At 70.4% G+C, this 11,882-nt stretch carries 11 protein-coding genes; 3 read left to right on the top strand and 8 right to left on the bottom strand.

Going from position 1 to position 11,882, the window contains the following annotated elements:
* Positions 1-981, bottom strand: coding sequence for a porphobilinogen synthase (hemB, locus tag ABD708_RS03805; protein WP_344752177.1), 981 nt, complete (start codon positions 979-981; stop codon positions 1-3).
* A gap of 121 nt (positions 982-1,102) precedes the next feature.
* Positions 1,103-2,317, bottom strand: coding sequence for a M20/M25/M40 family metallo-hydrolase (locus tag ABD708_RS03800; RefSeq protein ID WP_344751951.1), 1,215 nt, complete (start codon positions 2,315-2,317; stop codon positions 1,103-1,105).
* 202 nt (positions 2,318-2,519) lie between these two features.
* Here ABD708_RS03800 and ABD708_RS03795 point away from each other — a divergent pair, with 202 nt between their 5' ends.
* Genes ABD708_RS03795 through menC form a run of 3 tightly spaced genes read left to right on the top strand, consistent with a single transcriptional unit; the run spans position 2,520 to position 5,118 of the window.
* Positions 2,520-3,308 carry a GNAT family N-acetyltransferase gene (locus tag ABD708_RS03795; protein WP_344751950.1) on the top strand — a complete coding sequence of 263 codons (789 nt, stop codon included), beginning with the start codon at positions 2,520-2,522 and terminating at the stop codon, positions 3,306-3,308.
* The gene (locus tag ABD708_RS03790; RefSeq protein ID WP_344751949.1) at positions 3,305-4,006 is read left to right on the top strand and encodes an SIS domain-containing protein; all 702 of its coding nucleotides are present in this window, start codon (positions 3,305-3,307) and stop codon (positions 4,004-4,006) included. The genes ABD708_RS03795 and ABD708_RS03790 overlap by 4 nt, the downstream gene beginning before the upstream one ends.
* Positions 4,003-5,118, top strand: a complete 1,116-nt coding sequence (menC, locus tag ABD708_RS03785) for an o-succinylbenzoate synthase (protein ID WP_344751948.1) — start codon at positions 4,003-4,005, stop codon at positions 5,116-5,118. Before ABD708_RS03790 ends, menC begins: the two co-directional genes overlap by 4 nt.
* 20 nt (positions 5,119-5,138) lie before the next feature.
* Here the strand turns inward: menC and hydA are convergent, their stop codons facing one another.
* The 6 genes from hydA to ABD708_RS03755 form a co-directional block, all read right to left on the bottom strand.
* On the bottom strand, positions 5,139-6,557 hold the full coding sequence (gene hydA, locus ABD708_RS03780) for a dihydropyrimidinase (RefSeq protein WP_344751947.1): 1,419 nt from the start codon (positions 6,555-6,557) through the stop codon (positions 5,139-5,141).
* Positions 6,554-7,384 (bottom strand): ATP-binding cassette domain-containing protein, encoded by an 831-nt coding sequence (locus ABD708_RS03775; RefSeq protein WP_344751946.1) that lies wholly within the window; start codon positions 7,382-7,384, stop codon positions 6,554-6,556. Before ABD708_RS03775 ends, hydA begins: the two co-directional genes overlap by 4 nt.
* Complete coding sequence (locus ABD708_RS03770) at positions 7,381-8,229, bottom strand: ABC transporter ATP-binding protein (RefSeq protein ID WP_344751945.1); 849 nt, start codon at positions 8,227-8,229, stop codon at positions 7,381-7,383. The genes ABD708_RS03775 and ABD708_RS03770 overlap by 4 nt, the downstream gene beginning before the upstream one ends.
* The gene (locus ABD708_RS03765) at positions 8,226-9,104 is read right to left on the bottom strand and encodes an ABC transporter permease (RefSeq protein WP_344751944.1); all 879 of its coding nucleotides are present in this window, start codon (positions 9,102-9,104) and stop codon (positions 8,226-8,228) included. The genes ABD708_RS03770 and ABD708_RS03765 overlap by 4 nt, the downstream gene beginning before the upstream one ends.
* Positions 9,101-10,162 (bottom strand): ABC transporter permease, encoded by a 1,062-nt coding sequence (locus ABD708_RS03760; protein WP_344751943.1) that lies wholly within the window; start codon positions 10,160-10,162, stop codon positions 9,101-9,103. The genes ABD708_RS03765 and ABD708_RS03760 overlap by 4 nt, the downstream gene beginning before the upstream one ends.
* A 67-nt stretch (positions 10,163-10,229) precedes the next feature.
* Positions 10,230-11,846, bottom strand: coding sequence for an ABC transporter substrate-binding protein (locus ABD708_RS03755; protein WP_344751942.1), 1,617 nt, complete (start codon positions 11,844-11,846; stop codon positions 10,230-10,232).
* Positions 11,847-11,882 lie beyond the last annotated feature (36 nt).

Raw genomic sequence — 11,882 nt, 5'->3', positions numbered from 1 at the left:
TCAGCGGTCGAGCAGCCGGGTCGCGACCTCGACCGCCCAGTAGGTGAGCACGGCGTCGGCGCCCGCGCGGCGGATGCCGGTGAGCGTCTCGAGGATCGCCCGGTCCCGGTCGATCCAGCCGTTCGCGGCGGCGGCCTCGACCATCGCGTACTCGCCGGAGACCTGATAGGCCCACACCGGCACGTCCGAGACGGCGGCGACGTCGGCGAGCACGTCGAGGTAGGCCATCGCGGGCTTCACCATCACGACGTCGGCGCCCTCGGCGAGGTCGAGCGTCGCCTCGCGCAGGCCCTCGCGACGGTTCGCCGGGTCCTGCTGGTAGGTGCGACGGTCGCCCCTCAGCTGGCTGTCGACGGCCTCGCGGAAGGGGCCGTATAAGGCGCTCGCGTACTTGGCGGAGTAGGCGAGGATGCCGACGTCCTGGAATCCGTTCTCATCGAGCACCTCGCGGATCACCGCCACCTGGCCGTCCATCATGCCGCTCGGCGCGACCAGATGGGCACCGGCGGATGCCTGGGCCAACGCCATCTCGGCGTAGCGCACGAGCGTCGCATCGTTGTCGACGCTGCCGTCGGCGGCCAGCACGCCGCAGTGGCCGTGATCGGTGAACTCGTCGAGGCACAGATCGGTCTGGACGACGAGGGCGTCGCCGACCTCCTGGCGTGCGATCGCGGTCGCCACGTTGAGGATGCCGTTCGGGTCGGTCGCACCCGAGCCGATCGCGTCGTGGTGCTCCGGCACGCCGAAGAGGTTCACGCCGCCGATGCCGGCCTCCGCCGCCTCGTGGAGCGCCGCCCGGAAGCTGTCGAGGGAGTGCTGCGCGACGCCCGGCATGCTCGCGATCGGCTGGGCCTCGCTCGCGCCCTCGCGGATGAACATCGGCAGGATCAGCTCCGCCGGATGGATGCGCGTCTCGGCGACCAGTCGGCGCATCGCCGGGGTGGTGCGCAGACGGCGCGGGCGGACACGGGGGTGCAGCACGTCACTCACGGTCCGAGCCTATTCCGGCCGGCTGGGCCGGAGCTGGCCGCGAGTTCCGCCGAATGCAGCTCCAGGCCGGGGTCGAAGCCGCATTTCGCAGATTTCGCGCCCGCGGCGGCGGTTACGGCTCCGCGGGCGACGTCGGCATGACCGCGGTGGTCAGGAACGCGGCGACGAGGGCGACGCGATCAACGATCGCGTCGATGCTCGCACGCTCGCTGAGCGCGTGGGCTCCGCCCCCGATCGGGCCCAGCCCATCGATCGTCGGCACGCCCATCGCTCCGGAGAGGTTGGTGTCCGCCGCGCCCCGTGCCTCAGCAGCCCGGAAGGGCATGCCGAGCTCGGCAGAGATCCGCGCCAATGCGCTCACGACGCCGGCCGAGGCCTCCCCCGGCTCCCACGCCGGCCGCTGCGACAGGATCTCCGCCTCGACCACGGCCCCTGCACGCAGCGGCGCGAGAGACAGGATGCGATCGAGCACCCGGCGCTCGACGTCGGGCGCGGCGAACCGCAGGCCGAGCAGCGCTTCGGCTCCGTCCGGGACCACGTTCGCGCGACCGCCGCCGGAGACGGCACCGGTGTTGAGAAGCGTTCCGCCGTCGGCGCCGCCTTCGTCCGCGACGATCTCACGCACCCTCAGGAGCTGGTCGACGAGCTCGTCGATCGCCGACACCCCGTTCTGCGGGTCGAGCGCAGCATGTGCGGCACGGCCCGCCACGCTCAGCCGGAGCCGGGTGCTGCCCCAGCGACCGACCTTCACGCCTCCGTCGGAATGCGGCGCCTCGAACCCCAGCACGCAGGACACCCCGGTGAGCGCCTGCCGGAAGACGGTGTCGAAGCTCGGCGAGCCGATCTCCTCATCGCAGCAGATGACGACGCGGGCAGGCATCCGATCACCGCCCAGCTCGTGCGTGACGGCGAGCGCCGCCTCGATGATCGCGAGCCCCGACTTCATGTCCAGGCTGCCCGGTCCGCGGATGACGCCGCGTTCTGCGGACCAGGGCGATCCGATCAGAGTTCCGACCGGCCAGACGGTGTCCGAATGCCCGAGGAGCAGTGCTGGGGGTGCCGAGGCCAGCGCGCCGGCCCCCGGGAGCTCGGCCACGAGGTGCGAGCCGCCCGGTGTCGCGGTGCGGGCGATGACGGCCCCGAGCGCCTGGAGCCGCGCCGCCATGACGTCGACGACCGCGTCGACCGCGTCGCCGTCCCCGGTGGGGCTCTCGAGCTCGACCAGCTGCCGCACGCGCTCGACGGTCTCCGACCGACGCCGCTCGGCGGCCGCGCGAATCGCACCCGGCTCCATCGTCTCCTCTTCCCGCCCGATGAATCGGAACATACGTAACGTAACCCCGACCAGAGCGGATGGCAATGATCGCAATGAGACTGTTTTTTAGCGCATATCCACCGAATCCGGCCTCTGGTCAGGATGAGATATGAAACGTATGATCATGATTTGGAGCACGTGGTACGGCAGAGCGACATCCGCACCGCCGCCCCGCGCCATGAGGCCTCACCCACGAAGAAGGAAGCCGCCCCTGATGAACACGTCGGCCGAGCCGCAGCTCGCGCTCGTCCCCCTCACAGCGGAGAACGACTACCGCGAGGCGAACGAGCTGTATCGCTCGGTCTTCGGCCTGGACGGCCCCGCCTACGCGATCAACCCGCGGCTGATGAGCGCCCTGCGTCGCAGCGGCGGCTCGGTCATCGGCGCACGTGACCCCTCCGGCGCGCTCATCGGCTTCGCCTACGGCTTCACGGGCACCGGCGCGGAAGGGCCGTTCCACTACTCGCAGTCGGTCGTCGTGGCGCCCGAGCACCAGCATCGCGGGCTCGGCCGGCGCCTCAAGGAGGCGCAGCGCGCCCTCGCCCTCGAGGCCGGCGTCACGGTGATGCGCTGGGCGTTCGATCCGCTGCTGGCGCGCAACGCGCACTTCAACCTCGACGTGCTCGGCGGTCGCGCCCGCTGGTACAGCGGCGACTACTACGACACGCAGGCGACGGAGCCGGGCGGGGGGACCAGCCGGCTCGTCGTGGAGTGGGACCTGCTGCGCGCCGGGCGCCGCCCGGCCCTGACCGTTCCGGCCGAGCTCGGCACGGGGGCGGATGCATGGGGCCACCCGCTCCGGATCGCCGGTCAGGCCGAGCGCGTCTGGCTTCCCCTCCCCGCCGCCCCTCCCGCAGAGGACCGGTTCGCAAGGCCGCTGCGCAGCCGGCTCGACGCGCAGCTGGAGTCCTTCTTCGCCGCCGGACTGACCGCCGTCTCCTGCACGCGCTACACCGATGCCGACGCGGCCTATCTGCTCATCCCCGACGGGGAGGAGCCATGAGCTCCGGCTCGGCATCCGACCGCCTGCTGCGCAGCCCGGACGATCGCTTCGCCGCGCGGCTCTCGGAGCGGCGCTCCTCCCTCGCCCTGCAGGAGAAGCTGATCCGGCAGGAGCGGAGCAACCTCGATGCGGCCTTCCAGCGGCTGCTCGCCGAGGGCAGCGTCGTGCAGGCGGCAGGCGCTGTCGTCGCGGCACGGCGGCGGTTCGTCTCCGGCAGCGGCAAGTCCCTGGCCTACGCCACCCTGCTGGCGGCCGACCTCGGCGCGGGGGTGTCGGGCGTCACGCTCGTCGACGACGCCACCGTCCGCATGGTCGACGTCCTGACCGAGGTCCGCAGCTCCGATGTGCTGGTCGTGTTCTCCCTGCGTCGCTACCGCCGCAACACCGTGCAGTTCGCAGCCGGGTTCGCCGCAGCGGGCGGCACGGTCGTGGCGATCACCGACGAACCGGACTCGCCGGTCGCCCGAGTGGCGCAGTCGGTCGTCGTCGTCCCGACCGAGAGCGCGTCGTTCGCCGACTCGCCGACAGCGGTCGCCGCGGTCTGCCACCTGCTCAGCACGCTCGTCACCGCGAGCGCGAAGGGCGCGCGCCGACGTCTCGCGGACCGAGACCGCGTCGCGCGCGAGCTCGAACTGTACACAGAGGAAACCCCAGCCCCCGGCGAGGCCGGCAGGCGCAGACCCCAGGGACGCACATGACTCTCCGCATCGACCAGCTCTCGCTCCACCGCGTCCGCCTCCCGCTCGTGCACGGCTTCCAGACGAGCTCGCATCGCAAGAACCACCTCGAGCACATCCTCGTACGCGCCGTCGAGGCCGGCGGTGCCGTCGCCTGGGGCGAGATCGCCGTCGGCACCCAGCCGTACTTCTCGTCCGAGAGCACGGACAGCGCCTGGGCCGTCGCCCGCGATCACCTCGCCCCGGCCCTGCTCGGAGCGGAGTGGGAGCATCCGCACGAGGTCGAACCCCTCTGGCGCCGCATCCGCGGCAACTACTTCGCCAAGGCGGGCTTCGACATGGCCGCCTGGGCGCTCTGGTCCGGCGCCTCCGGCATCCCCCTGGCCGCCGCGCTCGGCGGCACGCGCGACACGGTGGAGGCCGGAGTGTCCCTCGGCATCGAGCCGAGCATCGACGCGCTCCTCGAACAGGTCGGGCAGCACGTTGAGGCCGGCTACGGCCGCGTCAAGCTGAAGATCGCACCGGGCTGGGAATCGGAGCCGGTACGCGCCGTACGCGCCGCCTTCCCGGCGGTGCGTGTGCACGTGGACGCCAATGCCGTCTACGGACCCGGCGATGTGGAGCGCCTCGTCGCGCTCGACGGACTCGGCCTGACCATGATCGAGCAGCCGTTCGCCCCCCGTGATTTCCTTTCGCACGCCGCGCTGCAGCAGCGCATCGACACCCCGATCTGCCTCGACGAGTCCATCGAGACGGTCGACGACGCGCGCACCATGCTCGCCCTCGGAGCGGGACGGATCATCAACATCAAGGTCTCGCGGCTCGGCGGCCTCAGCCCGGCGCAGCGCGTGCACGACGTGGCCGTGGAGAACGGCATCCCGGTCTGGTGCGGCGGGATGCACGAGTTCGGGATCGGCCGCCTCGCGAACGTGGCGATCTCGGCGCTGCCCGGCTTCACCCTGCCCTCGGACGTCTCGGCGTCGCAGAAGTACTACGCCCGCGACGTCATCGTGCCGCCCGTGACCGCGCACGGCGGCCTCGTCACGGTGCCGACCGCACCCGGGCTCGGCGCGGAGGTCGACGAGGAGTTCATCTCCGCGAACGAGACCGCGAGCCACCGGCTCACGCGCTGACCGCACGGCCGCGCCGGCCGCTACACGAGCCAGGCGGCCGGGTCCAGGGGCGCGGAGGGCACGTGCCGCCCGCGCGCGGTGCCGTCGACCAGCTCGCCCGCGTCGACGACGACCGTGCCCCGGACCAGCACGGTCGTGGGGCGGCCGGTCACCTCATGACCCTCGTAGGGCGTGTAGTCGGTGGCCATGTGCAGCTTCGCCGCCTCGAGGGTCCACACCTCCGCGGGGTCCCAGATCGCGATGTCCGCATCGGAGCCGGGCATGAGCGCGCCCTTGCGGGGGTAGATCCCGTTGACCTTGGCGGGATTCGCCGCCGTCAGCTCGACGAAGCGGCGGAGGTCCAGGCCTCCTCCGTTCACGTAGCGCGAGAACAGCACGGGAAGCCGCGTCTCCACGCCGGGAAGCCCGTTGGGCATCTCACGGACGTCCTCGACGTGCGCCTCCTTCTGCTCGAGGTCGTAGCAGCAGTGGTCGCTGGAGACCGTCGTGATCTCCCCCTTGGCGAGGTACGTCCCCAGCGCATCGACGGTGGCACGCGGCCGCAGAGGCGGGCAGCACACCCAGCGCTCGGGGTTCTCCCCGCGATACCGGGCGTCGTCGAGGACGAGGTGGTGCGCCACCGCCTCCGTGTAGACCCGCACGCCCCGCCGCCGTGCCGCCGCCGCCAGCTCGACGGCCGCGGGGGTGGACTGATGGACGAGGTAGACGGGAGCGTCCACGGACTCGGCGAGCGCGACGACCTCCGAGACGGCCGCCAGCTCGGCCAGCTCGGAGCGGGTGGCGGCCATGTGCGCGGCGTCGATCTCCGACCGTTCCACGCTGCGCCGCTGGTCCTCCTCGATGATCGCGTTCTCCTCGCAGTGCACGACGGCCATGCCGCCGTGATCGCGCAGCACCTTCATGGTGTTGAGGATGGTGTCGGCATCCGCCATGGTCTCGCCGCGGTAGGTCGTGAACATCTTGACGGTGACGATGCCCTCCGCGCAGAGCTGGGCGAGCTGCTCCGCGGTGGTGTCGTCCCACTCGATGACCGAGGCGTGCAGCGCACTGTCGCACAGTCCCTCGGCGGCCAGCTCGCGCTGCCGGTGCGCCACGTCGATCGTGCGCTCGCCCCGCTGGGGGATGGCGAAGTCGACGATCGTCGTGGTGCCGCCGAACACGGCGGCGGTCGTGCACTCGCGATAGCCGTCGAGCGAGGTGTACTCGCCGGAGGTGTAGCCGACGTGGCAGTGCGCGTCGACCCCGCCCGGCAGCACGAGCCGACCGGTCGCGTCGATGACGTGCGCGTCCTCGGCCCCGGGTGGCAGGGGCGCCCCCGGCGCCGAGAGGGCGAGAACGCGACCGCCGCCGATGAGCACGTCGGCCGGACCGCTCCAGCTCGCGTCCACGACCGTGCCGCCGCGGACGATCATCTCGATCTCGGGATCGGATCCGTTCATTGCTCTCCTCGCGCCTGCTCAGCCGCCCGGCGCCGCAGCGCCCGACGTTCCCGCTGCTCGGCCGGGTCCGGAACCGGCACCGCCTCCAGCAGCGACCTCGTGTACTCGTGGACCGGGCGCTCGAACACCGCGTCCCTCGGGCCGTGCTCCACGACCCGGCCGTGGCTCATGATGGCGACCTCATCGCACAGATAGCGCACGACCGCGAGATCGTGGGCGATGAACAGGATCGCGAGCCCCAGCGTCTCCCGCAGGTCCCGCAACAGGTTCAGGACCTGGGCCTGCACCGAGACGTCCAGGGAGGAGACGGGCTCATCGCAGATGAGCAGTCGGGGGCCGACCGCGAGCGCCCGGGCGATCGCGATGCGCTGGCGCTGACCGCCCGAGAACGAGCGCGGATGCCTGTCCAGATGCTCGCCGCCGAGGCCGACGGTCTCGAGCAGCCGCACCACGCGATCGCGCCGACGCGCCGGATCGCGTTCGATGCCGTGCACCAGCATCCCCTCCCCCACGAGATCCAGCACCGTCATGCGGGGGTTGAGCGACGAGTACGGATCCTGGAAGACCATCTGCATGTCACGTCGCAGCGCATGCAGCTCACGTCGACCCGCGCCGACGATCTCGCGCCCATCGAGCCGTGCGCTGCCGGCATCCGCATGCAACAGCCCGGCGACGAGCCGGGCCGTCGTCGACTTCCCCGATCCCGACTCCCCGACGAGCCCCAAGGTGCCGCCTGCGGAGAGCGTGAAGGAGACCTCCGCGACCGCATGGGTCGACCCATGGTCGAAGGACTTGGTCAGCCCATCGACGGTGAGCAGCTCAGTCATCTCTCACTCCTCTCGGCGAGCTCGACATCCGCGACGGACAGCAGCCGCACGGACGGGTCCGCGTCAATGCGGGGGACGGCTCCCAACAGCCCACGCGTGTACGGATGCCGCGGCGAGGCGAAGAGCGTGTCGACGTCGGCGTGTTCCACGACCTCTCCCTGCCGCATGACGACGACCTCGTCGGCGAAGCCGGCGACGATCCCCAGATCGTGGGTGATGAGCAGCACACTCATGCTGCGCTCCTCGGCCAGCTCGTCGAGCAGCTCGAGCACCTGCGCCTGCACCCGCACGTCGAGCGCGGTCGTCGGCTCATCGGCGATGAGCAGCTCCGGCTCGGCGATCACCGCGATCGCGATGACGACCCGCTGCCGCATGCCGCCGGAGAACTGGTGCGGATAGTCGTCGAAGCGCTCAGATGCATTGTGCACACCGAGCCGTTCGAGCAGTTCCGTCCCACGGCGGCGGGCCTCCCGCTTCCCCACGCCGCGGATGAGGAGCGGCTGCATGATCTGCCATCCGATCGTCATGACCGGGTTGAGTGCAGCCAACGGGTCCTGGAACACCAGGCCGACCCGGCGTCCGCGGACGGCCCTGATCCGGCGAGACGGCGCGCCGACAAGCTCCTCGCCGTCGAGACGGATGCTGCCCTCGAGACGGGCGTCCAGGTCCAGCTGCAGAACGGCGCGCGCGGTGACGGACTTGCCCGAGCCGGACTCGCCCACGAGCGCGAGCCGACGGCCGCGATGGAGCGTCACGTCGATGCCGTGCACCACTTCGACGGATTCGGCACCGGGCCCGGGGTAGGCGATACGCAGCCCTTCGATGGCCAGCAGGGGAGCGCTCATCGTGCGCCTCCCCCGCGCAGGGTCGGGTCCGTGCGCACGCGCACCCAGTCGCCGACCAGATTGAAGGCGATGCCGGTCACGGCGATCGCCACGCCGGGGAAGACCAGAGCCCACCAGCCGCTCGTCACATTGTCCGCGGCGGAGGCGACCATCGCGCCCCACTCCGAGGACGGCACCTGGGCCCCGACCCCGATGAAGGAGAGACCGGAGATCACGAGCATCACGTTGGCGACATCCAGCGTGAGCTGGACGTACAGCGGATCAAGTGCGTTCGGGAGCACGTGACGCAGTACCAGGCGGACGGGCCCGACGCCGAGGGCCCGCGCGTTGACGACGTACTCCGCGTCCCGGATATCCCGCACGACCGCCCGGATGAGGCGCGCGTAGCCCGGCCACCAGGTCACCGCGACGGCGATCACCGTGGACGTGAGGCTCGGACCGAGGGCCGCGGCGATGCCGAGCGCCAATGCGATCGACGGCAACGCCAGCGCGACATCCGTGATGCGCATCAGGACCTCGTCGACGATTCCGCCGACCAGCCCGGCGAACAGGCCGATGAGCACGCCGATGATGACGGTGATGGCGAGCACGATGAAGGTCGCGCCCAGCGTCGTGCGCGCCCCGGTGAGAACGCGGCTCAGCACGTCGCGACCCGTCGCATCCGTGCCGAAGAGGTGGGCCCCGCTCGGTGGCAGCAGGGAGCTGCCGATATCGACCTTCACGGGGTTGTACGGCGCGACCCAGGGCCCGATCACACCGACGAGCAGGATCAGCGCGGCGACGATCAGAGCGATGATCTCCACGGACGGCGCGGTCCGGCGGAGCCGCCGGGCACGGACCCGGCCGGCGAGGGCGATGGTGCGCGTCTGCGTCATGCGGGGCTCCCCTGCAGGGCGGGCAGCGGCCGGCGACGACGGCGCGAGCGGGCCAGCTCTCCGCGGAGCCGCGGGTTGATCCACAGCTGGGCCAGGTCGACGACGAAGTTCACGATGATGAACACCACACCGATCACAAGGATCGAGCCGATGACCGCGTAGAGATCGTTCTGCAGCACCGCGGTGACCATGTAGGCGCCGATGCCCGTGCGGTTGAAGGTCGACTCCACGAGCACGGTGGAGCCGAGCATCCACCCGAGCTGCATGCCCAGGATGGTCGACACGGGGATCAACGCGTTGCGCAGGGCATGACGAACGATCACTCGCAGCTCTCCGGCACCGGTGGATCGGGCGAGCATGACGTAGTCGGAGTCGAGGGTCGTGATCATGCTCGATCGCACGGTCCGTGCGACCACTGCGATGAAGCCGGCGGACAGCGTCACGGCGGGGAGCACGAGATGGACGAGCGCCGAGCCGAAAGCGGGGAGATCACCGGTGAGCAGGGCATCGAGCGAAGTGACGCCGGTGAGGGTGGGCACGCTGACGCCGAACCCCAGCTGACCGTACAGCGGGAGCCAGTGCAGCTTGGAGGCGAAGAGCAGCTGCAGCAGAAGTCCGAGCCAGAACACCGGCAGGGCGGCCCCGAGCAGCACGATGATGCGCGAGGCGGTGTCCGCCGCACGGCCGCGACGATAGGCCGCGAGCACCCCGAGCGGGACGCCGACGAGCACATTGATGACCATCGCCGCGACGACGAGCTCGAGGGACGACGGCAGCACCGACACGATGTCGGCGAGCACGGGCCGGTGGGTGACGACCGAGTTGCCCAGGTCGCCGTGGAGCAGGCGTCCGACGAATCCGAAGAACTGGACGATCACGGGCTTGTCCAGGCCGAGCCGAGCGCGTGCCTCCGCCAGCTGCGCCGCCGTGGCGTTGCGGCCCGCCTCGGCGCGCGCGGGGTCGCCCGGGAGGATCTGGACCATCACGAAAGCGAGCACGACCAGGCCGGCGAAGACGACGATGCTCAGCGCGAGCCGTCTGATGACGTAGCGAGCCATTGGACTCCTCCCTTCCTTCCATTCGTGTGGGTGCGGGCGGCCGGAGCCGCCCGCACCTGGAGTCCGGCTACTTGCCTGACAGGGTGATGGCGTAGACGTCGACCGTCTGGTGGTGCGACGGCTGGTAGGTGTACCCCTGCACCCGCTTGTCGAAGACGGTCACGTACTTCGAGTTCGCCATGTTGATGGTCACGTAGTCACCGGTGACGATCTGCTCGGCCTTGAGATAGTCGGCTTTGCGTGCGCTCTCATCGGTGGACGACTGGGCAGCCTCGACGAGCTTGTCCACCTCGGGGTTGGAATATGCCCCCCAGTTCTGCCCGCTTCCGATGAACTTCGAATCGAAGTTCTGGTACATGATCGCGCTCGGGTCGGGGAACGCCGGGAAGGCGTAGACCTCGGCGATGTCCGGGCGGGTGGAGGCCTTGGAGGCCATGGTCACGTACGCCGGATAGGTCACCGCCTGGACCTTGAGCTTCAGGCCGATCTGGTCCAGGGCCGATTGCAGCAGCGTGGCGGCCTGCTCCATCTCCGTCGTCGCCTTGAAGTAGGTCATCGTCACCGTCGTGCCCGAGAGGCCGTTCGAATCGACGAGCTGCTTCGCCGCCTTGAGGTCGTAGCTCGGCTGCGTGACGCCGTCGGTCGGGATGCCGAAGCCGGTGGGCATCACGCCGTCCATCTCGGTTCCCGCGCCCTTCAGGATCGACGAGACGTGCGACTTGTAGTCGTAGGCCATCGAGATCGCCTGACGCAGGGCCTTGTCCTTCGTAGAGGTGCCCGCCATGTTGAAGAAGGCATACAGGCCGACGTTGGTCGTGGCCTGGTCGACCGTGAAGCCGCTGTCCTTCTGGTAGGCGGCCCATTCGCTCGGCGCGATGTCCATCGCGATGTCCACATCGCCCGCCTTGAGCGCCTGGCTCTCCTCGGCGGCGCTGGAGAAGTAGTGGAACTCGAGCTTTTTCGCCTGACCGGTGAAGCCCTTCCAATACTTGGCATACTGCGCATACGTCGCGGACTGGTTGCTCACGTACTTCTGCAGCACGTAGGGTCCGGAGCCGGCGTCGTGCGTCGCGAGCCAGGCCTGGCCGTTGTCGCTGCCGAGGTTCTTCTCGACGAGCGCCTTCTCCACGACATAGACGCGGGACAGCGCGGGCACAAAGGTCGCATCCGGCGTCGAGAGGGTGATGGTGAGGTGCGTCGGGTCGGTCACCGTGGTGGCCTTGTAGGCCGTCAGGAACGAGGCCGCACCGATGTTGACGGTGTGCAGGCGGTCGAGTGTGTACGCCACGTCGTCGGCCGTCAGCGTCGTCCCGTCGTGGAAGGTGACGCCGTCGTGCAGGACGACGTCGATCGAGAGCCCGTCCGCCGAGACCTTCCAGGAGGTGGCGAGGTCGCCGCCGAGCTTGTTCCCGTCGTAGGAGACGAGCGTGTCATAGGCCGGGAGGACGACCTCGTCGACCGTCGAGTTGTCCGCCTGCGCGGGGTCGAACGAGGCGGGGACCTCGTTCTCGGCGATGATCAGCGTCTGTGCGCGAGCGGAGGACGAGCCCCCGGCGCCGGAGCCGCCGGAGCCGCCGTCTGAGGTGCATCCGGCGAGCACGGTCGCCGCCGCGATCGCGACGCCCGTGAGGGCGATGAGGTGTCGCCGGCTGCGCCTGGTCGACCCCGATGGTGCGAAGAGCATCTGACTACCTTTCGTGGACATGGATGGTGCAGGGGG

Origin of the sequence: Gryllotalpicola koreensis (assembly GCF_039538185.1) — a bacterium.
Lineage (GTDB): Bacteria > Actinomycetota > Actinomycetes > Actinomycetales > Microbacteriaceae > Gryllotalpicola > Gryllotalpicola koreensis.
The sequence above is the reverse complement of the archived record's forward strand: the minus strand, read 5'-3'. Positions and strand labels throughout refer to the sequence as shown.